The sequence below is a fragment of the Pseudomonas sp. GW821-FHT01A09 genome, assembly GCF_058986725.1.
Window position 1 is genome coordinate 44,981 of record NZ_JBYSWB010000007.1, and the last position, 26,594, is coordinate 71,574.

Below are 26,594 nucleotides of genomic sequence, written 5' to 3' on the forward strand. Positions count from 1 at the left end.
TCGAAGAGAGAAGGACTGACCCATGCGTAGCTTGACTGACCAAGAGCATTTCTGGCGCGGTGACTTCGGCGACCAGTACGTGTCGCGCAATCAGGGCGAGTGCCTGGTAACGGCCAATCTTGCGCTCTTCACCCGGGCTCTGTGCGCTGCCGGGCCGATCGACAGCGTGCTGGAGTTGGGGACCAATATCGGCAACAACCTGCAGGCCCTGCACCAGGCGCTGCCGCTGGCGCGCTTGCAAGGGGTGGAGATCAACGCATTGGCCTGCGCCGAGGCCCAGGCGCTGGGGTTGGCGGATGTATGGCATGGATCGCTGTTCGACTATCGCAGTCCGGAGCCTTTCAGCCTGACCCTGGTCAAGGGAGTGCTGATCCACCTGGATCCGCAGATGCTGGCAGTGGCCTACGAGCAGTTGTACAACCTCAGCAGCCGCTACATTCTGATTTGTGAGTACTACAATCCTGTGCCGGTGGAGGTTCCCTATCGCGGCCACGCGGGCAAATTGTTCAAACGTGATTTCGCCGGCGAAATGCTCGATCGCTACGCCGATCTGCAATTGCTCGACTACGGCTTTGCCTACCATCGTGATCGCCAGTTCGCCTTGGACGACGTGACGTGGTTCTTGCTGGAAAAGCGCCCATGAGCGCCATCGCCATTATCCCTGCCAGGGGCGGCAGCCAGCGTATTGCGCGCAAGAACATCAAGCTGTTCAACGGCCAGCCCATGATCGCTCACTCCATTGCCGTGGCGCTGGCCAGTGGCTTGTTCGAGCGGGTGATTGTCAGCACCGACGACCCCGAGATCAGCGAAGTGGCGCGCTCGTGCGGCGCCGAGGTGCCGTTCGTGCGCCCGGCGACCCTCGCGGATGCGTTTACCGGCACTGCGGCAGTGGTGTCCCACGCAATACGGGCTCTGCAGGAGAGCGGCACGTCGGCCGAGTACAGCTGCTGCATCTACGCCACGGCGCCCTTGTTGCAGCAGCGTTTCCTCGCTGCAGGGCTTGCGGCATTGCGCGCCCGGCCGCTGGCGTCCTATGCGTTCTCGGTATGCGACTTCGGCTTCCCGGTCCAGCGGGCACTGGCGATCAACGAGCAAGGGCAACTGACGGCCATGTATCCCGAGTTTCGCCAGGTGCGCTCCCAGGATCTGGCCCCGGCCTATCAGGATGCGGCGCAGTTCTATTGGGGCCGCAGCGAGGCCTGGCTGCGCGGCGACGTGCTGTTCTCGGAGTGCAGCGTGCCGGTCGTGCTGCCGCGGCATCTGGTTCAGGATATCGACACCCCTGAGGACTGGACGCGTGCCGAGTATCTGCACGCCGCGTTGCGCGCCGGTGGCGAGTTGCAGCCGTGAAGGTGCTGATCCGTGCCGATGCGTCGGCGCTCATCGGCAGCGGCCATGTCATGCGCTGCCTGGCACTGGCGGCTGCGCTCAAGTCGCTGGGCGCGCAGATCACCTTTGCCTGCCGCGCGCTGCCGAGCAGCCTGCAGGCGCTGGTCAGCGGTCCCGGCTACACCCTGCTGACCCTCGAATCGCCCAGCCTTGTCGCGAGCTCGGCGACCTCTGCACCCGCCAGCATGGCACCCTTCTCCCAGGCCGATAGCCGCGCACTGGCAGCCGCCTTGCCCAGCGGTGCGGCCTTCGACTGGATCGTGGTCGATCATTACGGCCTCGATGCGCACTGGGAGTCCGCCGCCCGGGCATGGGCTGCGCACGTTGCGGCGATCGATGACCTGGCCGATCGCCCCCACGCGGTCGATCTGCTGCTCGACCAGAACTACATCGCCAGCGAGCAGCGTTATGCGCCCTGGCTGGCCGGGCCCTGTCGCTGCCTGCTGGGACCGCGCTATGCGCTGCTGCGCGAGGAATTTCAGCGGGACGCACGCGTGGTGCGTCCGCAGGTGGAGCAGGTTCTGGTGAACTTCGGCGGCATGGACAGTGGCGGCCACACGCTCAAGGCGGCTCAGGCGCTCCGGGACTTCGCTGGGCTGCAGGTGACGTTGGTGGCGGGTATCGGCAATCCGGATCTGGACGCCTTGCACGCCTGTGTGGCCGAGCAAGAGGGGTGGCGCTTGCTGGCCCATAGCAATGACTTTGGCCAGTTGATGGCGGCGGCAGATCTGTTTATCGGCGCCGGTGGCGGCAGCAGTTGGGAGCGCGCGGCCCTCGGCCTGCCGACCCTGTGCATGGCCGTCGCCGACAACCAGCAGGCCAACGCCGAGGCCATGGCGGCGGCGGGCATGCAGACTTATCTGGGCCCCTGCGCGGCGGTCTCGGTGCCGATGCTGGCAACGGCCATCGGCGAGCTGTTGCAGCGTTTCGACCTGCGCCAGCAGTATGCCCAGCGTACTCGGCAACTGGTGGACGGCTTCGGCGCGCGGCGGGTGGCGCTGGCCCTGCAGTCGCAACAGGTTGCGACATCACTTGGCACATTCATTCAATAGCGGTTTTCAAGGAGCAGCCATGAGCGTTTTCAAGATCGGCACGCGGACTATCGGTCTGGGCTCGGCCCCCTTCATCATTGCCGAAATGAGCGGCAATCATAATCAGTCGCTGGATACCGCGCTGGCCATAGTCGACGCCGCTGCCGCTGCAGGCGCGCACGCGCTGAAGCTGCAGACCTACACGGCCGAGACCATGACCCTGGACCTGGACCAAGGCGAGTTTCGGATCAGCGACCCCGACAGCCTGTGGGCTGACACCTCGCTGTTTGCTCTGTATGAGCAGGCCCATACGCCATGGGCGTGGCACGCACCGATTTTCGCCCGGGCCAAGGCCCATGGCATGCTGGCGTTCTCATCGCCATTCGATGAGTCCGCTGTGGATTTTCTCGAAAGCCTCGACGTGCCGGCCTACAAGATCGCCAGTTTCGAAAATACCGACCTGCCGCTGATCCGGCGCGTGGCGGCCACCGGCAAGCCGGTGATCATTTCCACCGGCATGGCCAGCGTCGCCGAGCTCGATGAAAGCGTGCGCGCTGCACGGGCGGCGGGTTGCCAGGATTTGCTGCTGCTCAAATGCACCAGCACCTATCCGGCCCAACCGCTCAACACCCACCTGCGCACTATCCCGCATCTGCGCGAGCTGTTCGGCTGCGAAGTGGGGTTGTCAGATCACACCATGGGAGTGGGCGCAGCGGTCGCCGCGGTGGCGCTGGGGGCGAGCGTGGTCGAAAAGCACTTCACCCTGAGCCGTGCCGCCGGCGGCGTCGATGCCAGCTTCTCGCTGGAGCCGGCAGAGCTGCACAGTCTGGTGATCGAAACCGAGCGGGCGTGGCAGGCCCTGGGGCAAGTCCATTACGGCCCGACCACGGCCGAACAAAAGTCGCTGGTGTACCGCCGATCCCTGTACGTGGTGCGTGATATGGCCGCCGGTGAGCCTTTCAGCGCCGATAACCTGCGGGCCATTCGCCCCGGGCTCGGCCTGGCGCCCAAACATATCGACACGCTGCTCACCCGCCGTGCCCGCCTGCCGCTGCAGCGCGGCACGGCGCTGGATTGGTCGATGGTCGACTGAGTCTTTGCCGATGGCCACGGGCTCGCTTGGCGCTGGGTTTCTGCATACGGGGTCGAGCGGGCAGGGCCAATGAATAATCGAGGTAGATGATGGGCATCGAAATAACGCTGCGCGCGCTTGAAGTGGAGGATATCGATGATCAATACCTGGCCTGGTTCGATAACCAGGACGGGCATTTGCGTTATTTCACCGGTTCTGGGCGAATGTTCACCCCGGACATGATCTTCGCTGATTACCACAAGGGCCTGGAATCAGGGCTGTGGAGGTATTTTTTGATCGAGGGGCCATCAGCCGAAAAAATCGGCAACGTCAAAATCGGCCCGATGGACCTCAAGAACAAGACCTCCGACCTGGTGTGCCTGGTGGGCAATCGCCAGTTTCTTGGCCAAGGCGTAGCGCGCAAGGCGATAGCCCTGGCCAACCAGATCGCCTTTTCCAGCTTTGACATCCGCCGCCTGCACAGTGGCATGCTGGCCGGCAATATCGCTTCGATCAAAGCCTATACCGCCGCCGGCTGGGTAATAGAGGGCACCCAGAAAGGCTATTACTGGGTCGATGGCGAATCGGTGGATCGCGTTTGCGTGGCCTGCCTGAACCCCGCGTATTTCGCTGATCGGTGACCCGCGTCGGCGGCAGCCGGCGAGCGTGGAGACAACGCAGGGCAAGTCCGCCGCGCTGGCTGACTCAAGCAAAAATGTCACAAAATGCGACGCAGACGTTATATTGGCGTGACCTATGGGTCACGCAGTGCATCCCACTGTCATGTTTTTGTGGGCGTTGAAGAGGATCCTGGGCCGAATGGCCGGGCCTTCGCGCCTGTGGCGCCGCCGGCTGCTGCCCTCTGCGAGCCGTGCGGCGCCGGTTTCTGTCGGCCTCTCGATCCATCCGAGCGGTGATATTCAGCGGTTTATTATTGGGAAGCCAGAATGATTGGCATAAAAAGCATAGCGAGTTACGTGCCGAAGGCCGGTGTCGATAACTACGCGCAGGGTGCCAAATTTGCCAAGGACGAAGACTTCATCCTGGGCAAGATCGGTTCGGCGTTCCTGCCGCGCAAGGACGCCGCGCAGGAAACCTCCGACCTGTGCGTCGAGGCCGTCAACGCGCTGTTCGCGAACAACCCGCAACTCGAGCGCGAGTCCATCGACGCGCTGATCGTCGTCACCCAGAACGGCGACGAAGAAGGCCTGCCGCACACGGCCGCGATCGTCCAGGACAAGCTCGGCTTGCCGACCCAGGTTGCCGCGTTCGACATCTCCCTGGGCTGCTCGGGGTATGTCTACGGCATCTATGCAATGAAGGGCTTCATGGAAGCCGCGGGCCTTAAGAACGGCCTGCTGATCACCGCCGACCCCTATTCGAAGATCGTCGACCCTGAAGACCGTAACACCACCATGCTCTTCGGCGATGCCGCCACGGCCACCTGGATGGGCGAAGACGCCCCGTGGCAGCTGGGCAAGGCCAAGTTCGGTACCGACGGCTCCGGCGCGCCGCACCTGAAGGTCAGCGATGGCGTGTTCTTCATGAACGGCCGGCAGGTGTTCAACTTCGCCCTGCTCAAGGTGCCCGCGCATTTGCACGAGCTGCTCGACGAGTCGGGCCTCAGTGCCGAGGATATCGACGCGTTCTGCATTCATCAGGGCAGCGCCGCGATCGTCGACGCCGTGGCACGCCGCTTCGAAGCCGCGCCGCCGGAGAAGTTCGTCAAGGACATGCTCGAGACCGGCAACACGGTGTCTTCCAGCGTGCCGCTGCTGCTGGAAAAACACGTCCTCGACTCCAGCTGGAAGCGCGTCGCCCTGAGCGGATTCGGTGTCGGTCTGTCCTGGGGTTCGGCGATCATCTATCGGCCTTGAGCCGTGGCCGCTCCCGCCACGTCGGGAGCCCCGCCAGCCATGTGTCTGCGCCCAAGGTGAGTTAACCTTGGGCGCAGTCGTTTTCAGGGAATCGCAGCGCCATGAACGAAACATTCCAGGCCAACGGTGAAGTCCTCCAGCGCCGCTGGCCGGCGTTGTGGGCACGGCTGCAGGGTGAGGACGTCGCTGCCCTGTCGCAGCGAGTCCAGGGCTGCGGGGTCACCCTGAGCCTCGATGGGGTGCAGCTGACCAGCCGTTACGATCGCCACGCCGAGGCGCGCCTGCAGGCCGACACCCTGGCCCCGGACAGCGCCGTGGTGCATCTCTACGGCACCGGCCTGGGGGATCTGCAGGCCGTGCTGCTGGAGCGCCCGCTACTGCGCAGCTTGCAGGTGTACATCCTCAACAGTGCGCTCTTCGCCCTGGTCCTGGGTTTGCTCGACCAACGCCCATGGCTCGAGGACCCGCGCATCGAACTGAGCCTGGCGGGGGAGCACAGCGAAATGGCCCTGCCGTTTTTCGCCCTGCCTGGCGAGATGGTGCTGGCCGATGATTTCAATGCACGGATGCGAGATCGCCTGGTAAGCGAGACTCATCTGGCGTTCAACAATCGCCACTTCGCCACCGAGCAAGCGCATCTCCTGCAGCGCCTGCAGGAGACCGAGGCGCTGGTGCGCAGCGATCCCGATGTCGCCCGACTGTTCGGTACGCTGCACGGCCGCGAGGTCCTGGTGATTGCGACGGGGCCGAGTCTGGAGCAGCATTTCGCGGCGCTCCAGGCGATTGCCCAGCTTGCTGAACGGCCCTTGATCATCAGCGTCGACACCGCCTATCGGCCCTTGCGCAAACACGGCATCGTGCCCGACCTGGTGGTCAGCGTCGACCAACTGATCAGCGAGCGCCACCTGCCTCCCGAGGACTCTCAGGCGGTGACGCTGGTGTATCTGCCGCTGGTGCCCGCGGATGTTCTGGAGCGTTGGCAGGGCCCACGTTACGCGGGTTATTCCGCCAGCCCGCTGTACGACGCGATGCGCACACGCCTGCCCCGGGGCAATCTGCATACGGCCGGCAGCGTGCTGCATCCGGCCGTTGACCTGGCGGTGAAGATGGGCGCGCGACGGATCACCCTGTTCGGCGCCGACTTTGCGTTTCCTCGCGGCAAGACCCATGCCGGCTGGCTGGACGGGGAATTGGGCCCGTCCGTGAATGCCGCGCGGTACTGGTTGCACGATGGTCATGGCCAGCGGGTCAAGACCCAACTCAATTTCCGCAGTTACCTGATGGAGCTCGAGCGCTTCATCGCGCGTCATCCGCAGGTGGAGTTCTTCAATACCAGTCGTGACGGCGCGCGGATCGCCGGCACGCACTATCACCCGGAGTTCGTGGCATGAGTGTCGATCTCGCATTCGAACGCCGGGCACGGGAATGTGCGGCGCTGTTTCGCCTGGGGCGCGATGTGGAGGCGGCGTTGCGGATGGTCGAAGTGTTCGAGGGGTTGATGAATACGCTGCAGGGCTGCCCGCCTGACGTGGCCCAGCAGTGCCCCGCCGTACTGAATGCGTTATTGCACGCACAAGAGCGTCAAGATTGGTTGGGACTGGCCGATACCTTGGAAGTAGATCTGCTGCAGCTGTTGAAGCACGACCAGGCATAAGCCTCGGAGTGTGACGCGGTTCTCAGAGCAACGGATCGTCGTGGAAGTTTTTTGGCGTCAAATTTTGCTCAAGGCCTTGATTCACGTGGGGTCTGGCGAAAAAGGCAAAAAAACTTTCAAAAAGGGCTCAAGCAAACGCCCACCACGACGATAACTATTACGAAGGTTCTCTAGGCCACACCGGCTGTAGCCAGGGCCGGACCAGTACCCAAACCACGAGGAATTCATTATGTTAGGCGTAAACACCAACGTTGCATCTTTGGCCGTTCAAAACAACCTGAACAAAGCTTCCGATGCTCTGACCACCTCCATGACTCGTCTGTCTTCTGGCCTGAAAATCAACAGCGCAAAAGATGACGCCGCCGGCCTGCAGATCGCTACCAAGGAAACCAGCCAGATTCGTGGCCAGACCGTAGCGATCAAGAACGCTAACGACGGTATCTCGATGGCTCAGACCGCTGAAGGTGCTCTGCAGGAATCGACCAACATTCTGCAGCGTATGCGTGAACTGGCCGTGCAGTCTGCGAACGACTCGAACAGCTCCAGCGACCGCGTTGCACTGAACGCTGAATTCACCCAGATGTCGGATGAATTGACCCGTATCTCGGCTTCGACCAACCTGAACGGCAAGAACCTGCTGGACGGCTCGGCTGGCACCATGAATCTGCAAGTCGGTTCCAACACTGGTTCGGCCAACACCATCACGCTGACCCTGAGCTCCAGCTTCGACGCCAACACCCTGGGTGTCGGCAGCTCGGTTTCGATCACTGGTACTGGTGGTACCACGGGTACTGCTGCTTCGACCGTCGCTAACGCTATCACTGCAATCGACGCCGCTCTGCAGACCATCAACTCCACTCGTGCAAACCTGGGTGCTTCGCAAAACCGTCTGTCCAGCACCATCTCGAACTTGCAGAACGTGAACCAGAACGCAACTGCTGCACTGGGTCGTATCCAGGATACCGACTTCGCCGCAGAGACTGCTAACCTGACCAAGCAGCAAACCCTGCAGCAAGCTTCGACTTCGGTACTGGCACAGGCTAACCAACTGCCATCCGCTGTACTGAAACTGCTTCAGTAAGACTGTTTAAAGCTTAGGCTTCGGCGGGAGAGGGCGCTCAGCGTGCTCTCTCGCTTTTTTACTTTGTGGAGGTCCCCAAATGGACGTCAACGTCAAGCTGAATACTGCTTATACAGCGGCGACAAAGCCTTCTAGCGATATCACCGGTACGGCCGATTCGGCTATGGCGATCACGACCGCTACCGGGGCCTCTGCCGACTCTTCCGTAAAGCCTGCGAGTGTCGATTCTGCCGTAAAGGCCATCGATCAGTTTCTCAGGGCCACCGAGCGCGACCTGGAGTATTCCATCGACCAGGTGCACGGCATTGCAATCGTCAAGGTGGTGTCCACCGAGACCGGCGAAGTCATTCGTCAGATGCCCACTGAAGAAGCGCTGAAGCTGGCCGATAACGTGAGCAAGCAGGGTAGCGTGCTGTTCGACGGCAAAGTCTGAGAACTGGCATGAAAAGTGTTTCCACACCCATGCAGGGGTGTGTGCGGGTCAAACGACCGGCAACTAATTCCAGGAGATCCACATGACGAGTCCTATTACCACATCCACGGGCCTTGGCTCGGGGCTGGACATCAACTCGATCGTGACCGCGCTGGTTGATTCGGACAAGCTGGCCGCGCAGACGCAGATCACCAACGGTACCACGGCCAACACCGCCAGTATTTCGGCGATTGGTACGCTCAAGAGTGCCATGGCAGCCTATCAGACCGCCTTGACCACCCTGGGCAGCACCACCACGCCCGCCTTCAACGCCTTTGCCGCGACATCCTCGAGCTCCAACATTACTGCGACCTCGGACAATACGGCGGTAGCGGGTACCTACAACGTGGTCGTCAACCAGCTGGCCAGCGGTTCGAAGATTGCCAGCCCGTCGTTTTCCGGCGGTTCGAGTAGTGCTATTTCGAGTGGTACCCTGCAGATCAGTCAAAATGGCACTAACTACAGTGTGTCGGTAGGTTCCGGCGCGACGTTGCAGACAGTGCGTGACTCGATCAACAGCTCGCTGCAATCCAAGGGCATCACCGCCAACATCATTACCGATACCCAAGGTTCGCGGTTGGTCCTGACCTCTTCCACGACCGGTGCGGGCAATGACCTGACCATGAGTGGCATCAGCGAGTTGGCGGTCGATGGCACCACGGCCTTTTCGAGCAGCAGCACCGCGGGTGGCTACATCACCCAGGGCGCCGATGCGAAGCTGACCATCGATGGTCTGTCGGTCACCAGTTCCAGCAACACGGTGAGTAACGCGATTGGCGGCCTGAGTTTGAACCTGACCGCTATCAATGCCAGCGCCAGCGTACCGACGACCATCACCGTGGCCTCGAACACCTCCGGCCTGCAAAGCGCGCTGCAGTCGTTCGTCACGGCATACAACACCCTGACCACCGCGGTGAAATCGCTGACGGCCACGACCACCGATTCCGACGGCAACGTCGTCAGTGGCGCGATGACCGGTGACTCGTTGCCGCGCTCGCTGCTGTCCGCGATGAGCAGCGTGCTGTCGACGCCTTCCACCACCAGCGGCAGCCTGACGGTCCTGTCGCAATTGGGCATCAGCACCGACTTCACCTCGGGTCAGTTGACGTTCGACAGCACCAAGTTCACTTCGGCCATGACCGACAAGGGGCTGGGCAGTCAGGTGCAGGCGATGTTCTCGGGCACCAATGGCGTGGTCGCGAGAATGACCGCGGTACTGACGCCTTATACCCAGACCGGCGGCATTCTCGATCAGCGCAACACGCAGCTGAACAAGACCAAGTCGGACCTGGCAGACAAGCAGACAGCGCTGGACCTGCACGTCGAAACCTTCACCGCGACCCTGACTGCCAAATACAACGCCATGGATACCCTGGTCGGGCAGATGAAGGCCACGGCGACCAGCATCACCTCGTTCTTCGACAACCTGACTGCATCGCAGTCCTGATGTCGCTCGATTGAAAGCCCGGCCATGCGCAAGCGTGTGCCGGGCTTTTGACTTTTCGCCTAAAGTATCCGGACCGCACGCCGATACAGAGAATATACAGATCACTTCAGTTGTGGTGAGGCAAGCAAATGAACCCGATGCGAGCTCTTCGGCAATACCAGAACGTAACCGCGCAGGCACAGACTTCCGAGGCCAGCCCTCATCGCCTGGTGCAGATGTTGATGCAAGGCGTGCTCGATCGCCTGGCCCAGGCCAAAGGCGCTATCGCGCGCAAGGATATCCCCGGCAAAGGCCTGGCGATCACCCGTGCCGTCGCCTTGATCGGTGGCCTGCGCGAAGGCCTCGACATGACCAATTCGGCCAAGGAAGTGGCCCGTGTCGACGCCCTCTATACCTACATGATGACGCGCCTGACCGAAGCCAATATCAAGACCGACGTGAAGATCATCGACGAAGTCGCTGGCCTGATGATCACGGTCAAGGAAGGTTGGGATGCCATCGCTCCCGTCGTCTAGTACCCTGGGTTCGACACCAGGCAGTTCGCAAGCACCCGAGGTCATTACCATGTCGGTCGCAATGCAACGTATTGAAGAAACCCGCGAAGCGCTGGTTGGCGCCCTGGAGCGTCGAGACTGGTCAGCGATCGCCCAGCTCGATCTGGCCTGCCGCGACTGCGTCGAGGGCTTGACGGGCGTGGCGGATTTCAAGGCACATGAGGGTGAGCTGCGTAACAGTCTGGAAAAACTACTGTTCGTGTATAAAACGGTAATCGACGCGGCGACGGGAGAACGTCAAGCCTTGTTCGACGAAGTCATGCAAGTTCGCCAAGCGAATAGCGCTGCGAAGGTATACCATCTGTTCGGCTAGTTGTGTTTGAAAGTGGGTACTAAAGTCGCCATAAATTTGACTATGACCATTTTTTTGACTTTACTAGTGGCTGTTGGCAAGGTTCAGTCGTCAAAGAGCTGAACCGGCCTTCAAATACGTCGAGCTAGCCCCTTCTGGGCGTCGAGTTGACTAGGGAAGTTGCTATTGCATGTGGCGTGAAACCAAAATCCTGCTGATCGATGACGATAGCGTCCGTCGGCGCGACCTCGCGGTCATTCTGAATTTCCTCGGTGAAGACAACCTGTCCTGCTCAAGCCAGGATTGGCAGCACTCGGTCGAAGGGCTGGGCTCCAGTCGTGAGGTCCTGTGCGTGCTGATCGGTGCGGTCACCGCACCCGGCAGCCTGCAGGCCCTGGTCAAGACCCTGGGCGCCTGGGATGAGTTCCTCCCGGTGCTGTTGTTGTCGGATGTCTCGCCCGCGGAATTGCCTGACGACCAGCGTCGTCGTGTTCTTTCCAGCCTCGAAATGCCGCCCAGCTACAGCAAGCTGCTGGACTCCCTGCACCGCGCCCAGGTCTATCGCGAGATGTACGACCAGGCCCGTGAACGCGGCCGTCAGCGCGAGCCCAACCTGTTCCGCAGCCTGGTCGGCACCAGCCGTGCCATCCAGCATGTGCGGCAGATGATGCAGCAAGTGGCCGATACCGACGCCAGTGTGCTGATCCTCGGCGAGTCCGGTACCGGCAAGGAAGTGGTCGCGCGCAACCTGCATTACCATTCCAAGCGCCGCGATGCGCCATTCGTGCCGGTCAACTGTGGGGCCATCCCCGCGGAGCTGCTCGAAAGCGAATTGTTCGGCCACGAGAAGGGCGCGTTCACCGGAGCCATCACCAGCCGCGCCGGGCGTTTCGAGCTGGCCAATGGCGGTACCCTGTTTCTCGACGAGATCGGCGACATGCCGCTGCCGATGCAGGTCAAGCTGCTGCGCGTGCTGCAGGAGCGTACCTTCGAGCGCGTGGGCAGCAACAAGACCCAGAGCATCGACGTGCGGATCATCGCCGCGACCCACAAGAACCTCGAGAGCATGATCGAGGTCGGGACCTTCCGCGAAGACCTGTACTACCGCTTGAATGTATTCCCCATCGAGATGGCCCCGCTGCGCGAACGCGTCGAGGACATCCCGTTGCTGATGAACGAACTGATCTCGCGCATGGAACACGAAAAGCGCGGCTCGATTCGCTTCAACTCCGCCGCGATCATGTCGCTGTGCCGCCATGGCTGGCCGGGCAACGTGCGCGAGCTGGCCAACCTGGTGGAGCGCATGGCGATCATGCATCCCTATGGTGTGATCGGCGTTGCCGAGTTGCCGAAGAAATTCCGCTACGTCGACGACGAAGACGAGCAACTGGTGGACAGCCTGCGCAGCGATCTCGAAGAACGCGTGGCCATCAACGGTCACACCCCGGACTTCGCCTCAAGCGCCATGCTGCCGCCCGAAGGCCTGGACCTCAAGGACTACCTCGGTGGCCTGGAGCAGGGCCTGATCCAGCAGGCGCTGGATGACGCCAACGGTATCGTTGCCCGGGCTGCCGAGCGCTTGCGTATCCGTCGTACCACCCTGGTGGAGAAGATGCGCAAATACGGCATGAGCCGCGGCAACGGTGAAGGCGACGATCAGTCGGACGATTGACGCCAGATAGGCGGACCGCCGGTATCGATAACGGACCGGCGGTCACGCGAGCTTTGAAACTCTCCCCCGCAGCCTTTGGCTGACCCCCTGCAAACACCTGATTTCGTTGAATATTTCGACATTGTATGGTGTTTGATGCAAAGCTTTTTGCGAACCCCGTCACAGTGCAAATGTTCCGGCACGGCTATTGCTATGTCTCAAGGACGATACCGTTTTTGACGGTGAGCCCACATGAGAGAGCAAGATGTCCCAGGCCGCCCCCATGTCATCGACCCCGCCAGCTGCCTTTGCAGCTAACGTCACCCCTGATCCTCAGACGGCCGAACGGCCAAGCCTGGAGCAGGCTTTTGCCCTGTTCAACCAGGTGTCCAGCCAGCTCAGCGAGTCCTACAGCCTGCTGGAGACACGGGTAGCCGAACTCAAGGGCGAGCTTGCAGTGGTGAGCGCTCAGCGCATGGCCGAACTGGCGGAGAAAGAAGTCATCGCCAACCGCCTGCAGAGCTTGCTGAACCTGCTGCCGGGTGGGGTTATCGTCATCGACTCCCATGGTCAGGTGCGCGAGGCCAATCCGGCGGCGGCCGACTTGCTCGGGGAGCCTCTGGAGGGTGAATTGTGGCGCAATGTGATCAGCCGCTGCTTCGCCCCGCGCGAGGACGACGGTCACGAGATTTCCCTCAAGGACGGTCGCCGTCTGTCGATCGCCACCCGCTCGCTGGATGCCGAGCCGGGTCAACTGGTGCTGCTCAACGACCTCACCGAAACCCGTCGGCTGCAAGGCGAACTGGCTCGTCATGAGCGTTTGTCCTCGTTGGGGCGCATGGTCGCTTCCCTCGCTCATCAGATCCGCACGCCACTGTCGGCCGCCTTGCTGTACGCCAGTCATCTGACCGAGCAGATCCTGCCGGCCGAGACCCAGCAGCGTTTCGCCGGCCGTCTCAAGGAGCGCCTGCACGAGCTCGAGCACCAGGTGCGCGACATGTTGGTGTTTGCCCGCGGCGAGTTGCCCCTCAACGACCGTCTGACGCCGGTTGCGCTGTTCCAAGCGCTGCAGGAAGCCGCCCATGTGCAGCTCGAGGGCCAGCAGGTGCGCTGGCAGTGCGATACCGTGCGCGGCGAGCTGCTGTGCAATCGCGATACCCTGGTGGGCACGGTGCTCAATCTGATCGAAAACGCCGTTCAGGCCAGTGGTGGTCAGGCGCGCATCAAGTTGCATCTGTACCGTCGCGCCGACACCCTGCGCCTGTGCGTCACCGACAGCGGCAGCGGTATCGATGCCAAAACCCTGGCGCGCCTCGGCGAACCCTTCTTTACTACCAAGACGACCGGCACCGGCCTCGGGCTGGCGGTCGTCAAGGCGGTGGCGCGGGCGCACCAGGGCGAGCTGCAACTGCGCTCCCGCCCAGGTCGCGGTACCTGCGCCATGGTGACGCTGCCGCTGTTCGCCACTCAGGAGTAAGGTCGATGCAAGCCACAGGCCAGAGAGAAATCAAGGTATTGCTGGTCGAGGACGACCGCGCGCTGCGCGAAGCCCTCGGCGATACCCTCGAACTGGGCGGCTGCGCCTACCGTGCGGTGAGCTGTGCAGAGGAAGCCTTGGAGGCGGTCACCCGCGAACCCTTCGCACTGGTGGTCAGCGACGTCAACATGCCCGGCATGGATGGCCATCAACTGCTGGCGCGGTTGCGCGCCTTGCAGCCGCAACTGCCGGTATTGCTGATGACCGCCCACGGCGCGGTCGAGCGGGCCGTCGACGCCATGCGCCAAGGCGCGGCGGACTATCTGGTCAAACCGTTCGAGCCCCGGGCGTTGCTCGATCTGGTGGCGCGCCATGCCTTGGGCGGCGCGCAAGGCAACGACAATGACGGCCCGGTGGCGCAGGAGCCGGCCAGTGCGCAACTGCTGGAGCTGGCCGCACGGGTCGCGCGCAGCGATTCGACCGTGCTGATTTCCGGCGAGTCGGGCACCGGCAAGGAAGTACTGGCGCGGTACATTCATCTGCAATCGCGCCGTGCGAGCCAGCCGTTCGTGGCGATCAATTGCGCGGCCATCCCTGACAACATGCTAGAGGCCACCTTGTTCGGCCATGAGAAAGGCTCGTTCACCGGTGCCATCGCCGCCCAGGCGGGCAAGTTCGAGCAGGCCGACGGCGGCACCTTGCTGCTCGACGAGATTTCCGAAATGCCCCTGGGGCTGCAGGCCAAGCTCCTGCGGGTGCTGCAGGAGCGGGAAGTGGAGCGCGTAGGCGGGCGCAAGCCGATCGCCCTCGACATCCGCGTCATCGCCACCACCAACCGCGATCTGGCCGGGGAAGTGGCCGCCGGGCGCTTTCGCGAAGACCTCTACTACCGCCTGTCGGTCTTTCCCCTGGCCTGGAAGCCCTTGCGCGAGCGCACCGCCGACATTCTGCCGCTGGCCGAGCGCCTGCTGGCCAAGCACGTCAATAAAATGAAGCATGCCCCGGTGCGTCTGTGTGAAGACGCTCGAGCCTGCCTGGTGAGCTATGCCTGGCCCGGTAACGTGCGGGAACTGGACAACGCCATCCAGCGCGCGCTGATCCTGCAGCAAGGCGGCGTCATTCGCGCCGAGGACTTCTGCCTGGCCGGCCCTATCGGCAGCGTGCATTTGCCACCGGTCGGCGCACCCGCCCTGTTGCGCGCCCCCAATGTTTCAATCCCGACAAGCAAGGCGGAAGATGAGCCGCAGGCCCTCAGTGGCCTGGGCGACGATCTGCGCCGGCGCGAATTCGAGGTGATCATCGATACCCTGCGCACCGAGCGCGGGCGGCGCAAGGAGGCAGCCGAGCGTCTTGGCATCAGCCCTCGGACCTTGCGCTACAAGCTGGCGCAAATGCGCGACGCGGGCATGGACGTCGAAGCGTTTTTGTTCGCTAGCTAACGATTCGTATCGGATTTGTATCGCTGTCACAGAGAGCTGGCACCCTTGTTGCTACCTCTACTGACAGAAGCTGTTTCAGTGTCAAAAAATTGCGGACCGGCGGAGAGAGACGTCCATGAGCCAAGGTATTGAATTCAACCGTTTGATGATGGACATGCGTGCCATGCAGGCCGAAGCCATGGGCTCGTCGGCCAAGGCCGCGACCGCCGTGCCGGAAGTCAGTGGCAGCAGCTTTGCCGATCTGCTCGGCAATGCCGTTGGCAAGGTCAACGAAACGCAGCAGGCCTCGAATCAGCTGTCCAACGCCTTCGAGATCGGCAAGAGCGGTGTGGATATCACCGATGTCATGATTTCGTCGCAGAAGGCTCAGGTTTCCTTCCAGGCGCTCACCCAGGTGCGCAACAAACTGGTTCAAGCTTACCAAGACATCATGCAGATGCCGGTCTGAGGACGAATTGAGTCATGGCTGAAGCAGTGGATAACGTACCGGCAAAAACAGGTGGCGCGGGGGGCAAGAGCTCCCTGCCGGGCCTGAATTTCCTGGATAACATCACCAAGATGCCGGTGCTCCGGCAGGTCGGCCTGTTGGTCGGGCTGGCCGCCAGTGTGGCCATCGGTTTTGCCGTGGTCCTGTGGTCGCAACAGCCGGATTATCGTCCGCTGGTAAGCAGTCTGGCCGGTATGGACACCAAACAGGTGATGGACACCCTGGCCACCGCCAATATCAGCTATAACGTCGAGCCCAACTCCGGCGCCTTGCTGGTCAAGTCCGAAGATCTCTCCCGGGCGCGTCTGGCCCTGGCCTCGGCGGGCGTGACGCAGAATGACGGCAACGTCGGCTTCGAGATTCTCGACAAGGACCAAGGCCTGGGCACCAGCCAGTTCATGGAGGCGACCCGTTACCGTCGCGGCCAGGAAGGCGAGCTGGCGCGTACCATCTCCAGCCTCAACGGGATCAAGGCCGCGCGCGTACACCTGGCCATTCCGAAAAGCTCGGTGTTCGTCCGTGACGAGCGCAAACCGACTGCATCTGTACTGGTGGAAATGTACGGCGGCCGTACCCTCGATCCGGGTCAGGTGATGGCGATCGTCAACCTGGTCGCCACCAGCATTCCGGAAATGGACAAGTCCGGCGTTACCGTGGTGGATCAGAAGGGCAACCTGCTGTCCGACCAGACCGGCAATTCCGAGTTGACCATGGCCGGCAAGCAATTCGACTACACCCGGCGCATGGAAAGCATGCTTACCCAGCGGGTGCAGAGCATTCTGGCGCCGGTGCTGGGCAATGACCGCTACAAGGCTGAAGTCTCGGCCAGCGTCGATTTCAGCGCGGTGGAGTCCACCTCCGAGCAGTTCAACCCGGATCAACCGGCGTTGCGCAGCGAGCAGTCGACCACCGAGCAGCGCTCCAGCAGCAGCGGTCCATCGGGTGTGCCGGGTGCCTTGAGCAACCAGCCACCGGCACCGGCGACCGCCCCGCAGACCACTGCGGGCGGGGCAGCGGGCGCAGCTGCGGCGATTCAGCCGGGGCAACCGCTGGTGGATGCCAACGGTCAACAGATCATGGATCCGGCCACAGGTCAGCCGATGCTGGCGCCGTATCCGGCCGACAAGCGTCAGCAGTCGACCAAGAACTTCGAGCTCGATCGCTCCATCAGCCACACCCGTCAGCAGCAGGGCCGCTTGCAGCGTCTGTCGGTGGCGGTGGTGGTCGACGATCAGGCCAAGGTCAACGCCGCAAATGGCGAAGTGACTCACACGCCCTGGAGCGCCGAAGATCTGGCGCGCTTCACGCGTCTGGTACAGGACGCCGTCGGTTACGACGCCAGCCGTGGCGACAGCGTGACGGTGATCAACTCGGCCTTCGCGCCGGACACCGGTGAAGTCATCCCGAGCATTCCGTTCTACTCGCAGCCCTGGTTCTGGGATGTGGTCAAGCAGGCGCTGGGTGTGCTGTTCATCCTGGTGCTGGTATTCGGTGTACTGCGTCCGGTGCTCAACAACATCACCGGTGGCGGCAAGGGCGGCAAAGGCCTCGCGGCTTCCGGCGGTGCTGACGGCGCGATGATGGGCGCAGGTATGGCCGGTGGCGGTATGGCCGGTGGTCTGATGGGTGATGTGGCCGACGATCGCGTCAGCCTCGGCGGGCCGCAGAGCATTCTGCTGCCAAGCCCGAGCGAGGGTTATGACGCGCAGTTGAATGCAATCAAGAGTCTGGTGGCCGAAGACCCGGGCCGTGTGGCCCAGGTCGTGAAAGAGTGGATTAACGCCGATGAGTAGCAATCAGGCCGTTGCGGCCCCCAAACTGACCAAGGTCGACAAGGCCGCCATTCTCCTTCTTTCGCTGGGTGAAACCGACGCCGCGCAAGTGTTGCGGCACATGGGCCCGAAGGAAGTGCAACGGGTGGGCGTGGCCATGGCGCAGATGCGCAACGTGCACCGCGAGCAGGTCGAGCAGGTGATGAGCGAGTTCGTCGCCAGCGTCGGCGATCAGACCAGCCTCGGCGTCGGTTCGGACACCTACATCCGCAAGATGCTGACCTCGGCCCTGGGCGAAGACAAGGCCAACGGCCTGATCGACCGCATCCTCCTGGGCGGCAACACCAGTGGCCTGGACAGCCTGAAATGGATGGAGCCGCGTGCCGTGGCCGATGTCATCCGTTTCGAGCACCCGCAGATTCAAGCGATCGTAGTCGCCTATCTGGACCCGGACCAGGCGGGCGAGGTGCTGGGCCACTTCGACCACAAGGTGCGCCTGGACATCATCCTGCGGGTATCGTCGCTCAACACCGTGCAGCCAGCGGCGTTGAAAGAACTCAATACCATTCTCGAGAAGCAGTTCGCTGGCAACTCGACCACCTCGCGGACCACCCTGGGCGGTATCAAGCGTGCCGCGGATATCATGAACTTCCTCGACAGTTCGGTCGAAGGCCAGCTCATGGATTCGATCCGCGAAGTGGACGAGGATCTGTCCGGTCAGATCGAAGACCTGATGTTCGTCTTCAACAACCTCAAGGACGTCGACGACCGCGGTATCCAGGCGCTGCTGCGCGAAGTGTCTTCGGATGTGCTGGTGGTGGCGCTCAAGGGCGCCGACGACGGGGTCAAGGAAAAGATCTTCAAGAACATGTCCAAGCGTGCCTCGGAACTGCTGCGCGACGACCTCGAAGCCAAGGGCCCGGTACGGGTCAGCGACGTCGAGACCGCGCAGAAGGAAATCCTCACCATTGCCCGCCGTATGGCCGAAGCCGGCGAGATCGTGCTGGGTGGCAAAGGTGGCGAGGAGATGATCTGATCACCGGTGTATGAAGAGGCCACAGCTGACGCTGTAGCGAGGGGGCTTGCCCCGAAAAATCTGCAATCGGCCAATGATGTGGTGGAGCGAACAGTTTTCGGGGGCAAGCCCCCCCGCTACAGGGTCTGGAACCCAGCATCAGGATAAAAGCATGTCGCGCCCCAGCAATGAACCCGCCAGTGAACTGATCCGCGCCGAAGACCTGCGAGGCTTCGACGTCTGGTCACTGCCCAGTTTCGATCCCGAGCTGCCGGAACCGGAGCCGGTGCCTGAAGTGATCGAGGAGATTGAAGAAGTCCCCCTCGACGAAGTCCAGCCGCTGACCCTCGAAGAACTCGAAAGCATCCGCCAGGAGGCCTACAACGAGGGCTTCGCGGTGGGCGAGCGTGAGGGTTTCCACAGCACCCAGATCAAGGTTCGCCAGGAGGCCGAAATCGCCCTCGCCGCGAAACTGGCTGCCCTTGAACAAGTCATGGTGCATCTGTTCCTGCCCATCGCCGAGCAGGATGCGCAGATCGAAAAGTCCATGGTGGAGCTGGTCGGGCATATCGCTCGCGAAGTCATTCAACGTGAACTCGCCATCGACTCAAGCCTGATCGAAACCGTGTTGCGCGAATCTTTGAAGTTGCTGCCCATGGGTGCCAACAATGTACGGATCTTCGTCAATCCCCAGGACTTCGTGCAGGTCAAGGCGCTGCGCGAGCGTCATGAAGAGAACTGGCGCATTCTCGAGGATCCGGCGCTCATGCCAGGTGGCTGCCGGGTCGAGACCGAACACAGCCGTATCGATGCCACCATCGAGACACGCATCACCCAGGCCATCGCCATGATGTTCGGGCAATTGCACGAGCAGGGCATGCATCCCGCCGAGTCGGACATCGCCATCGACCTGGCGGCGGTCGAGGCCCAGAACCTGCATCATCAGGCCCAGATCAGAGCCGCAGCCGCCGCCCGACAGGCACAAATCGTCGAGCCGCTAGCGCCCGAGCCGATTACCGCGGCGGCCGAGGCGCATGCCGACCTCGACGCCGATGGCAGTGGCGCCGTCGACCTGGATAGCGAATTGGCCGCCGATCTGGCGCAGCTCGATGCCGAGCTCGATGCAGACACTTCCTCTGACGCCGCGCCCGAAGCGGCGGCCGACGAGACCGCCGCCGAACAGGCCAAGCCTGAAACCAGGTCACGGGCCAAGCCCAAGGCCAAACCGTCGGAGCCCGGCGATGCGTCTTGATCGCACCAGCTTCCTCAAGCGCCTGTCGAGTTATCCACAGGCCATAGACCTGCCACGCCAGCCGGTCGTCGAAGGCCGGCTGTTGCGCATGGTCGGCCTGACCCTCGAAGCCGAGGGTCTGCGCGCCGCCATGGGCAGCCGCTGCCGGGTGATCAACGACGTCAGCTATGACGCCGTCGAGGTCGAGGCCGAAGTCATGGGCTTCTCCGGCAGCAAGGTGTTTCTGATGCCGGTGGGCAGTGTCTCCGGCATCGCCCCAGGTGCCCGCGTGGTGCCATTGGCCGATACCGGACGCCTGCCGATGGGCATGACCATGCTCGGACGGGTACTGGATGGCGCCGGCCGCGCGTTGGACGGCAAGGGCGGCATGAAGGCCGAAGACTGGGTGCCGATGGACGGCCCTACCATCAACCCGCTCAAGCGCGACCCTATCAGCCAGCCGCTCGACGTGGGCATCCGCTCCATCAACGGCTTGCTCACAGTCGGTCGCGGCCAGCGCCTGGGCCTGTTCGCCGGCACCGGGGTGGGCAAGAGCGTGCTGCTGGGCATGATGACGCGCTTTACCGAGGCGGACATCATCGTGGTCGGGCTGATCGGTGAGCGGGGGCGCGAGGTCAAGGAGTTCATCGAGCACAGCCTGGGGCCCGAGGGCCTCAAGCGCTCGGTGGTGGTGGCTTCGCCCGCGGATGACGCGCCGCTGATGCGCCTGCGCGCCGCCATGTACTGCACCCGTATCGCCGAATATTTCCGCGACAAGGGCAAGAACGTCCTGTTGCTGATGGACTCCCTGACCCGCTATGCCCAAGCCCAGCGCGAGATTGCCCTGGCCATCGGCGAGCCGCCCGCCACCAAGGGTTACCCGCCGTCGGTGTTCGCCAAGCTGCCCAAGTTGGTGGAGCGCGCCGGTAACGCTGAAGCCGGTGGCGGATCGATCACCGCCTTCTACACCGTGCTGTCCGAGGGCGATGACCAACAGGACCCGATCGCCGACTCGGCGCGGGGCGTACTTGACGGGCACATCGTGCTGTCCCGGCGATTGGCGGAGGAGGGGCATTATCCCGCCATCGACATCGAAGCCTCGATCAGCCGGGTCATGCCTTCGGTGGTCAGCCCGCAGCACATGGGGCAGGCCCAGCAGTTCAAGCAGTTGTGGTCACGCTATCAACAGAGCCGTGATCTGATCAGTGTGGGGGCCTACGTTGCCGGTGGTGATCGCGAGACCGACCTGGCGATCTCTCTGCAGCCTGCGTTGGTGCGTTACCTGCGCCAGGGCCTGCAAGAGAACGAAAGCCTGCAGGACAGCCGCGATCGTCTCGCGGCGGTTTTCGCGCCTGTGGCGCCGGGCTGATAGATCATGGCGATGAGTCGAGCGGCGCGTCTGGCGCCTGTGGTGGAGATGGCCGAGAGCGTCGAAAAAAAGGCGGCGCAGCGGCTTGGCCACTTTCAGGGCCAGGTCAACCTGTCCCACGCCAAGCTCGCGGAGCTGGAAAAGTTTCGCAGCGACTATCAGCAGCAATGGATGACTCAGGGCAGTCGTGGTGTCTCGGGGCAGTGGCTGATGAACTATCAACGCTTCCTCAATCAACTGGAAACCGCCGTGGCCCAGCAGCACAAGAGCCTGGCCTGGCACCAGGGCAACCTCAACAGCGCCCGCAACGTGTGGCAGAAAGCCTATGCCCGCGTCGAAGGCCTGCGCAAGTTGGTGCTGCGCTATGCTGAGGAAGCGCGCCGGCTTGAGGATCGCCGCGAACAGCGCTTGCTTGACGAACTGTCGCAGCGCCTGCCGCAGCGCGAGCAATACTGAGGCCAGGCAAGGATAAAACTATTTTCACCGCCTGCCGGGGTTGCTGTAGGCGCGTGCCGATGCTAAACCTTTGTCAGTGTTGGCAATAATCCTAAAGGAATATCCCATGACCACAGAAGTAACTGCCACGAAAGACGACGATGGGAAAAAGTTGACCATCGCGATCAAGGGCCGTTTCGACTTCGGCGCTCACCAGCAGTTTCGAGAACAATACGAAAGCGTTTTTCCCAAGCCTAAAGCCTTCGTCATCGACCTCAAGGACGCGACCTACCTCGATAGCTCGGCGCTGGGCATGTTGTTGCTCTTGCGCGACTATGCCGGTGGCGAAGCCGCGGAGGTGAACATCACCAACAGCTCGCCCGATGTTCGCAAGATCCTGGCCATCTCCAACTTCGACAAGCTGTTCGACATCTCTTGACTCTGCCCGTGCCTGACCCGCTGACGGTGTTGATCGCCGACGACAACATGACCGACCGCATGTTGCTGTCTTCCATCGTCCGCCGTCAGGGCCATTACGTGGTGCAGGCCGAAAACGGCGAAGAAGCGGTGCGGGTGTTCGAAACCCAGCGTCCGCAGTTGGTGCTGCTCGATGCGATGATGCCGGTGATGGATGGCTTCGAAGCGGCGCGGCGGATCAAGGCCATGGCCGGTGAAGAGCTGGTACCGATCATCTTCCTGACTTCCATGAGCGAGGAGCAGGCGCTGGTGGCGTGCCTGGAAGCGGGTGGCGACGACTTTCTGGCCAAGCCCTACAACCAGGTGATACTCGCCGCCAAGATCACCGCCATGGATCGCCTGCGCCGCCTGCAGGCCACGGTCCTGGAACAGCGCAACCAGATTTCCCAGCACCATGAATACCTGCTCAACGAGCAGCGAGTGGCCAAGGCGGTGTTCGATCAGATCGCCCACTCCGGTTGCCTCAGCTCGTTGAATATTCGCTACATGCAATCGCCTTATGCCCTGTTCAACGGTGACTTGCTGCTGGCGTCCTTCACCCCGTCCGGTGACATGCATGTGTTGCTCGGCGATTTCACCGGTCATGGCCTGCCGGCCGCCGTCGGCGCCATGCCGGTGGCCGAAGTCTTCTATGGCATGACCGCCAAGGGCTATGGCCTGGCGGAAATCCTGCGAGAAATGAACGCCAAGCTCAAACGCATCCTGCCGGTGGACATGTTCTGCTGCGCCACCATGCTCAACGTCAGCTTTCAGCGCTTGCAGGTCGAGGTCTGGAACGGCGGCCTGCCGGATGGCTACATTCTTTGCCAGGGCGGTGAGCGGATCGCCCTGCAATCCCGCCATCTGCCCCTCGGTGTGCTGTCGCGCCAAGGTTTCAACGACAAGACCGAGGTGCACTCGCTCAGCCAGGGCGACCAGTTGTTCCTGTTGTCCGATGGCGTGATCGACACGGCCAACGGCGAGGACCAGCTGTTCGGCGCCGAGCGGCTCGATGCGGTGCTGCGCAACAACCGCTGGCCCCATCGATTGTTCGAGGAAATACAGACCGCGCTGGACGAATTCCGTGGTGAGTCACGGGATGACGTCAGCATGGTGCAGATCTTTGTGGTCGAGCCGGCGAGCCTGCCGCACACCCCGGTGGTTTTTTCCGACAGCGGCCAGTCGAGTCCGCTGGACTGGTCGGCCGCTTTTGAATATCGTGGCGAAACCTTGCGCCGCTTCAACCCGCTGCCGTACCTGCTGCAGTCGCTGCAGGAAGTGCATGGTCTGCGTACGCAGAGCGGTGCCCTCTATAGCGTGCTGACAGAGCTATACTCCAATGCGCTGGAACACGGTGTATTGGGGCTGGATTCGGCGCTCAAGCGAGATGCTCAAGGTTTTGCCCAATATTATCGCCAGCGCAACGAGCGTCTCGACGCGCTGGTCGACGGCTTCATCCGCCTGCAGTTGCGGGTGTCGCCCGACGGGCAGGGCGGTGGTCGACTGACCATTCGCGTGGAAGACAGCGGCAGCGGTTTCGATGTCCCCGAGATCCTCGCTCGGCCTACGCCGTCCCAGGGCCTGTCCGGGCGCGGCATGAGCCTGGTGCGGCAGCTCAGCGAGCGGGCGGTCTGGGACGAAGATGGGCGTAGCGTGTGTGTCGAATTTTCCTGGCAGCGTCCGGTCGGCAATTGAACCGGTGATTTTCCAGCGGGTAGCAAGCCGAATACCCAGCTTGATCAAGGAGCGAACAAGTGATAATCGAAGCAGCAATCCAGCCCCACGTCGATCCCGAAGTGCTTCGCTCCCTGCGGGAAGTGATGGAAGAGGCCTATCCAGAACTGCTGGATACCTTCCTCAGCGACTCCCAGGATCGCCTTCAGGCATTGCAGGCGGCATCCGACCCCAAGCAGATCAGCCAGGCTGCGCACAGCTTCAAGGGCAGCAGCAGCAATATGGGCGCGACAGTGTTGGCGCAGTTGTGCTCGCAGCTCGAACAATGCGCCAACCAGCTCGGTTGTTGCGATATCCAGCAATTGCTTCGAGATATCTATGACGAATTCCATGTCGTGAAGCCAGTCTACGAGCGCGAACGCGAGCGATATTCCGCCTGATTCTTCAAGCCAGGCCGCGTTGGCCCGGCTTTTGCTTTGTCTCTGCCATCTGTGCCATTGATTGCCGCGCAGCGGAGACCTTGCCATGCCTGTTGCCTCAAATCCGTTACTGCAACCTGCGTCTGCCACCCAGACGTCCACCGCCAACGCCCTGCTTTCCAGCAAGACGCAAGAGGCAGCGCCTTCGGGCGCCGACAGCTTTGCTTCGGTGTATTCACGCCAAAGTCAGGCTGACTATGCGCAGAAAGCTGACGCCGCTCAGGCCTATGCCGACAAGCTGGCCAATGCTGCCGCCAACAAGTCGTCGTTTGCCAATCAGGCCAATCCCGCCAAACCTGTCGTTGCCGATAGCGGCAAGGATCTGCCTGCCAAGGCGAAACCGGCGGCGGACAACGACAAAGTCGACAGCACCAAGACCGACAGCAACAAGGTCGACAGCACCAAGGGTAACGACAAGAAAGTCGCCAGCAAGGACAAGGACCAGGACGACGCCGCGAAGGCCGATGACACCAAGGCTGGCAAGAGCGACAAGGCCAGTGAGGCTGCGGCCAATGACGACGCCAAGGCGACCGATACGGCCGCCTTGGCGGCAGACCCTGCCCTTGATCCCTCCTTGCTCAAGCCTGCCGTCGATCCTGCGGTCGCTGCCGCTGCGCCCGCTGCCGCCACGCCCGCGGTAGACCCGAACCTGCTGGCCATGGTCGCGCCATCGGCCACCGCTGCCAAGGATGGCGCCAAAGACACCGGCAAGTCGGACGACGATTTCGATCCGAACGCCGATCCGCTTGCCGATATGCCCGCACTGCGCCTCGCCCTCGAGCAGAACGCCAAGGCGCAAGGCACGACCTCGGCCCATGCGGCTGATAACAATCAGGCGGCCAATGCGACCCAGCAGGCTGACGACAATGCCGCCGTAGCAGGCTTGACCACACTCATCCAGCAACAGACCGCTGCTGAAGGCAAGGCCGGCAGCAGTGACAAGGGCCTGGGTGCGGCCAGCGCCGAGACTGGCGTCAACGGCATCAAAGGCGGGGTCGGCGATGCCGGCGCCAACAGCTTCGGCGATCGTCTGAGCGCCTTGACCCAGGCCACCGGCAAGTCCGTGAGCAGTGCGCCCGCTACGCCACCGGCCTCGCCGCTGGCCATGAACCAGTCGGGCTGGACCGAGGGCGTGGTCAACCGGGTCATGTACCTGTCGAGCCAGAATCTCAAGTCCGCCGATATTCAGTTGTCACCGGCCGAGCTGGGACGTCTGGACATCAAGGTCACCATGAACAACGACCAGCAGACCCAGGTCACCTTCATGAGCTCCCACGTTGGCGTGCGCGAGGCGTTGGAAAACCAGCAAGGGCGGCTCAAGGAGATGTTCGCCCAGCAGGGCCTCGGGCAGATGGATGTCAACGTGTCCGACCAGTCACGCCAACAGCAGCAGAATGGCCAGCCGCAGGCCCAGCAAACCTCTGGCGGCAGTGGTGGGCGCCTCGGTCGCAGCGATGGCATCGACAGCGACAGTGGCGCCAGCGATGTTGCGCAAGTTATCCACAGCACCTCGGTGATCGGCACCAGCGCGGTGGATTACTACGCCTGACAACCCCTGTAGCGAGGGGGCTTGCCCCCGATCCGCTGCGCGGATCCTCTCCCTTTGGCCTGCACCGCCATAAGTGGCAAGCCACCTCGCTACGGCTTTTCGACTTCTGGCATAACACTTGCTCTCCCCTAATCGTGCGGTAGTTTAAAACCGATTAGCGACGGATTATTGGCATGGCGCAGAGCGAAGAAGCGAAAGACCCCGCAGGCAAAGGCAAAGGCAAACTCAAGTTCATTATCATCATCGTCGTGGCCATGCTGGTGGTCATCGGCGGATCGGTGGGCGGGACCTGGTTCTTCCTGCACAAATCCATGGCCAAGACCGAAGACCATCCCGCCGTGGCCGCGACTCCGGCCGGCAAGGCTCCAGCCATCTATGAAGCGATGTCGCCGGCGTTCGTGGTCAATCTCGATCAAAATGGTCGCCAGCGTTACCTGCAGGTCAGCATCACCCTGATGACCCGCGACCAGGCGGGCCTCGATGCCCTCAAGGTGCACATGCCGGTGATCCGCAACAACCTGGTGATGCTGTTCTCGGGGCAGAGCTTCGATGCCCTGGCGACCCCGATCGGTCAGGAGATGTTGCGTCAGAAAGCCACCGCGAGTGTGCAGGAAGTGGCGCAGAAAGAAGTCGGCAAGCTGGTCGTCGATCAGTTGCTGTTCACCAATTTCGTATTGCAGTAGGAGCACGA

Annotated in this window: 26 protein-coding genes and 1 pseudogene; all 27 read left to right on the forward strand. The window is 62.3% G+C overall.

Annotation, left to right across the window (positions count from 1 at the left end; genetic code table 11):
- Nucleotides 1–22 precede the first annotated feature (22 nt).
- The 27 genes and pseudogenes from AC3WJP_RS10555 to fliL all read left to right on the forward strand — a co-directional run bounded on the left by AC3WJP_RS10555 (nucleotide 23) and on the right by fliL (nucleotide 26,586).
- A complete protein-coding gene (locus AC3WJP_RS10555; protein WP_493721212.1) occupies nucleotides 23–643 on the forward strand; it encodes a pseudaminic acid biosynthesis-associated methylase in 621 nt (206 codons plus the stop codon).
- On the forward strand, nucleotides 640–1,350 hold the full coding sequence (pseF, locus tag AC3WJP_RS10560; RefSeq protein ID WP_493721213.1) for a pseudaminic acid cytidylyltransferase: 711 nt from the start codon (nucleotides 640–642) through the stop codon (nucleotides 1,348–1,350). The genes AC3WJP_RS10555 and pseF overlap by 4 nt, the downstream gene beginning before the upstream one ends.
- Entirely contained in the window at nucleotides 1,347–2,441 is a 1,095-nt protein-coding gene (gene pseG, locus AC3WJP_RS10565; protein ID WP_493721214.1) for a UDP-2,4-diacetamido-2,4,6-trideoxy-beta-L-altropyranose hydrolase, read from the forward strand. Before pseF ends, pseG begins: the two co-directional genes overlap by 4 nt.
- A 19-nt stretch (nucleotides 2,442–2,460) precedes the next feature.
- On the forward strand, nucleotides 2,461–3,513 hold the full coding sequence (gene pseI, locus AC3WJP_RS10570) for a pseudaminic acid synthase (protein WP_493721215.1): 1,053 nt from the start codon (nucleotides 2,461–2,463) through the stop codon (nucleotides 3,511–3,513).
- Nucleotides 3,514–3,602: 89 nt separating this feature from the next.
- Nucleotides 3,603–4,133 carry a GNAT family N-acetyltransferase gene (locus tag AC3WJP_RS10575; protein ID WP_493721216.1) on the forward strand — a complete coding sequence of 177 codons (531 nt, stop codon included), beginning with the start codon at nucleotides 3,603–3,605 and terminating at the stop codon, nucleotides 4,131–4,133.
- A 306-nt stretch (nucleotides 4,134–4,439) separates the two neighbouring features.
- Entirely contained in the window at nucleotides 4,440–5,369 is a 930-nt protein-coding gene (locus AC3WJP_RS10580; protein ID WP_493721217.1) for a ketoacyl-ACP synthase III, read from the forward strand.
- 101 nt (nucleotides 5,370–5,470) lie between these two features.
- Entirely contained in the window at nucleotides 5,471–6,760 is a 1,290-nt protein-coding gene (locus AC3WJP_RS10585; RefSeq protein ID WP_493721218.1) for a motility associated factor glycosyltransferase family protein, read from the forward strand.
- Nucleotides 6,757–7,023, forward strand: a complete 267-nt coding sequence (locus AC3WJP_RS10590) for a hypothetical protein (protein WP_493721219.1) — start codon at nucleotides 6,757–6,759, stop codon at nucleotides 7,021–7,023. Before AC3WJP_RS10585 ends, AC3WJP_RS10590 begins: the two co-directional genes overlap by 4 nt.
- Before the next feature lie 226 nt (nucleotides 7,024–7,249).
- Nucleotides 7,250–8,104, forward strand: coding sequence for a flagellin domain-containing protein (locus AC3WJP_RS10595; protein ID WP_493721394.1), 855 nt, complete (start codon nucleotides 7,250–7,252; stop codon nucleotides 8,102–8,104).
- Between the two features lie 79 nt (nucleotides 8,105–8,183).
- Nucleotides 8,184–8,537 carry a flagellar protein FlaG gene (locus AC3WJP_RS10600; RefSeq protein WP_493721220.1) on the forward strand — a complete coding sequence of 118 codons (354 nt, stop codon included), beginning with the start codon at nucleotides 8,184–8,186 and terminating at the stop codon, nucleotides 8,535–8,537.
- A gap of 82 nt (nucleotides 8,538–8,619) precedes the next feature.
- Nucleotides 8,620–10,023: a flagellar filament capping protein FliD gene (fliD, locus tag AC3WJP_RS10605; protein ID WP_493721221.1), complete on the forward strand. Its 1,404-nt coding sequence runs from the start codon at nucleotides 8,620–8,622 to the stop codon at nucleotides 10,021–10,023.
- A gap of 128 nt (nucleotides 10,024–10,151) precedes the next feature.
- Nucleotides 10,152–10,538: a flagellar export chaperone FliS gene (gene fliS, locus AC3WJP_RS10610; RefSeq protein ID WP_493721222.1), complete on the forward strand. Its 387-nt coding sequence runs from the start codon at nucleotides 10,152–10,154 to the stop codon at nucleotides 10,536–10,538.
- A gap of 49 nt (nucleotides 10,539–10,587) precedes the next feature.
- The gene (fliT, locus tag AC3WJP_RS10615; RefSeq protein WP_493721223.1) at nucleotides 10,588–10,890 is read left to right on the forward strand and encodes a flagellar protein FliT; all 303 of its coding nucleotides are present in this window, start codon (nucleotides 10,588–10,590) and stop codon (nucleotides 10,888–10,890) included.
- A gap of 169 nt (nucleotides 10,891–11,059) precedes the next feature.
- Nucleotides 11,060–12,541, forward strand: a complete 1,482-nt coding sequence (locus AC3WJP_RS10620; protein ID WP_493721224.1) for a sigma-54 dependent transcriptional regulator — start codon at nucleotides 11,060–11,062, stop codon at nucleotides 12,539–12,541.
- 244 nt (nucleotides 12,542–12,785) lie between these two features.
- Nucleotides 12,786–13,997 (forward strand): sensor histidine kinase, encoded by a 1,212-nt coding sequence (locus AC3WJP_RS10625; RefSeq protein WP_493721225.1) that lies wholly within the window; start codon nucleotides 12,786–12,788, stop codon nucleotides 13,995–13,997.
- A 5-nt stretch (nucleotides 13,998–14,002) separates the two neighbouring features.
- The gene (locus AC3WJP_RS10630; protein WP_493721226.1) at nucleotides 14,003–15,436 is read left to right on the forward strand and encodes a sigma-54-dependent transcriptional regulator; all 1,434 of its coding nucleotides are present in this window, start codon (nucleotides 14,003–14,005) and stop codon (nucleotides 15,434–15,436) included.
- A gap of 115 nt (nucleotides 15,437–15,551) precedes the next feature.
- Nucleotides 15,552–15,884: a flagellar hook-basal body complex protein FliE gene (gene fliE, locus AC3WJP_RS10635; protein WP_226505747.1), complete on the forward strand. Its 333-nt coding sequence runs from the start codon at nucleotides 15,552–15,554 to the stop codon at nucleotides 15,882–15,884.
- A gap of 14 nt (nucleotides 15,885–15,898) precedes the next feature.
- The gene (fliF, locus tag AC3WJP_RS10640) at nucleotides 15,899–17,716 is read left to right on the forward strand and encodes a flagellar basal-body MS-ring/collar protein FliF (protein ID WP_493721227.1); all 1,818 of its coding nucleotides are present in this window, start codon (nucleotides 15,899–15,901) and stop codon (nucleotides 17,714–17,716) included.
- On the forward strand, nucleotides 17,709–18,731 hold the full coding sequence (gene fliG / locus AC3WJP_RS10645; RefSeq protein WP_493721228.1) for a flagellar motor switch protein FliG: 1,023 nt from the start codon (nucleotides 17,709–17,711) through the stop codon (nucleotides 18,729–18,731). The genes fliF and fliG overlap by 8 nt, the downstream gene beginning before the upstream one ends.
- A 151-nt stretch (nucleotides 18,732–18,882) precedes the next feature.
- Nucleotides 18,883–19,623, forward strand: a pseudogene (gene fliH / locus AC3WJP_RS10650) (flagellar assembly protein FliH); the annotation flags it as partial.
- A 328-nt stretch (nucleotides 19,624–19,951) separates the two neighbouring features.
- A complete protein-coding gene (gene fliI / locus AC3WJP_RS10655; protein WP_493721229.1) occupies nucleotides 19,952–21,310 on the forward strand; it encodes a flagellar protein export ATPase FliI in 1,359 nt (452 codons plus the stop codon).
- Between the two features lie 6 nt (nucleotides 21,311–21,316).
- Entirely contained in the window at nucleotides 21,317–21,766 is a 450-nt protein-coding gene (fliJ, locus tag AC3WJP_RS10660; protein WP_493721230.1) for a flagellar export protein FliJ, read from the forward strand.
- 106 nt (nucleotides 21,767–21,872) lie between these two features.
- Entirely contained in the window at nucleotides 21,873–22,184 is a 312-nt protein-coding gene (locus AC3WJP_RS10665) for an STAS domain-containing protein (RefSeq protein ID WP_493721231.1), read from the forward strand.
- An 8-nt stretch (nucleotides 22,185–22,192) separates the two neighbouring features.
- A complete protein-coding gene (locus AC3WJP_RS10670) occupies nucleotides 22,193–23,896 on the forward strand; it encodes an ATP-binding SpoIIE family protein phosphatase (RefSeq protein WP_493721232.1) in 1,704 nt (567 codons plus the stop codon).
- A gap of 59 nt (nucleotides 23,897–23,955) precedes the next feature.
- Nucleotides 23,956–24,315 carry an Hpt domain-containing protein gene (locus AC3WJP_RS10675; RefSeq protein WP_493721233.1) on the forward strand — a complete coding sequence of 120 codons (360 nt, stop codon included), beginning with the start codon at nucleotides 23,956–23,958 and terminating at the stop codon, nucleotides 24,313–24,315.
- 85 nt (nucleotides 24,316–24,400) lie between these two features.
- Nucleotides 24,401–25,903, forward strand: coding sequence for a flagellar hook-length control protein FliK (locus AC3WJP_RS10680; RefSeq protein WP_493721234.1), 1,503 nt, complete (start codon nucleotides 24,401–24,403; stop codon nucleotides 25,901–25,903).
- Nucleotides 25,904–26,076: 173 nt separating this feature from the next.
- The gene (gene fliL, locus AC3WJP_RS10685; protein ID WP_493721235.1) at nucleotides 26,077–26,586 is read left to right on the forward strand and encodes a flagellar basal body-associated protein FliL; all 510 of its coding nucleotides are present in this window, start codon (nucleotides 26,077–26,079) and stop codon (nucleotides 26,584–26,586) included.
- The last annotated feature ends 8 nt before the right edge of the window (nucleotides 26,587–26,594 follow it).

Coding starts and splice junctions, on each gene's coding strand:
- AC3WJP_RS10625 (WP_493721225.1), top strand. CDS start 12,786: ATGTCCCAGGCCGCCCCCATGTCATCGACCCCGCCAGCTGCCTTTGCA.
- AC3WJP_RS10630 (WP_493721226.1), top strand. CDS start 14,003: ATGCAAGCCACAGGCCAGAGAGAAATCAAGGTATTGCTGGTCGAGGAC.
- fliL (WP_493721235.1), top strand. CDS start 26,077: ATGGCGCAGAGCGAAGAAGCGAAAGACCCCGCAGGCAAAGGCAAAGGC.
- AC3WJP_RS10555 (WP_493721212.1), top strand. CDS start 23: ATGCGTAGCTTGACTGACCAAGAGCATTTCTGGCGCGGTGACTTCGGC.
- fliE (WP_226505747.1), top strand. CDS start 15,552: ATGAGCCAAGGTATTGAATTCAACCGTTTGATGATGGACATGCGTGCC.
- AC3WJP_RS10600 (WP_493721220.1), top strand. CDS start 8,184: ATGGACGTCAACGTCAAGCTGAATACTGCTTATACAGCGGCGACAAAG.
- AC3WJP_RS10580 (WP_493721217.1), top strand. CDS start 4,440: ATGATTGGCATAAAAAGCATAGCGAGTTACGTGCCGAAGGCCGGTGTC.
- fliG (WP_493721228.1), top strand. CDS start 17,709: ATGAGTAGCAATCAGGCCGTTGCGGCCCCCAAACTGACCAAGGTCGAC.
- fliT (WP_493721223.1), top strand. CDS start 10,588: ATGTCGGTCGCAATGCAACGTATTGAAGAAACCCGCGAAGCGCTGGTT.
- AC3WJP_RS10620 (WP_493721224.1), top strand. CDS start 11,060: ATGTGGCGTGAAACCAAAATCCTGCTGATCGATGACGATAGCGTCCGT.
- fliF (WP_493721227.1), top strand. CDS start 15,899: ATGGCTGAAGCAGTGGATAACGTACCGGCAAAAACAGGTGGCGCGGGG.
- pseI (WP_493721215.1), top strand. CDS start 2,461: ATGAGCGTTTTCAAGATCGGCACGCGGACTATCGGTCTGGGCTCGGCC.
- AC3WJP_RS10575 (WP_493721216.1), top strand. CDS start 3,603: ATGGGCATCGAAATAACGCTGCGCGCGCTTGAAGTGGAGGATATCGAT.
- fliJ (WP_493721230.1), top strand. CDS start 21,317: ATGGCGATGAGTCGAGCGGCGCGTCTGGCGCCTGTGGTGGAGATGGCC.
- fliI (WP_493721229.1), top strand. CDS start 19,952: ATGCGTCTTGATCGCACCAGCTTCCTCAAGCGCCTGTCGAGTTATCCA.
- pseF (WP_493721213.1), top strand. CDS start 640: ATGAGCGCCATCGCCATTATCCCTGCCAGGGGCGGCAGCCAGCGTATT.
- fliD (WP_493721221.1), top strand. CDS start 8,620: ATGACGAGTCCTATTACCACATCCACGGGCCTTGGCTCGGGGCTGGAC.
- AC3WJP_RS10590 (WP_493721219.1), top strand. CDS start 6,757: ATGAGTGTCGATCTCGCATTCGAACGCCGGGCACGGGAATGTGCGGCG.
- AC3WJP_RS10585 (WP_493721218.1), top strand. CDS start 5,471: ATGAACGAAACATTCCAGGCCAACGGTGAAGTCCTCCAGCGCCGCTGG.
- AC3WJP_RS10665 (WP_493721231.1), top strand. CDS start 21,873: ATGACCACAGAAGTAACTGCCACGAAAGACGACGATGGGAAAAAGTTG.
- AC3WJP_RS10680 (WP_493721234.1), top strand. CDS start 24,401: ATGCCTGTTGCCTCAAATCCGTTACTGCAACCTGCGTCTGCCACCCAG.
- fliS (WP_493721222.1), top strand. CDS start 10,152: ATGAACCCGATGCGAGCTCTTCGGCAATACCAGAACGTAACCGCGCAG.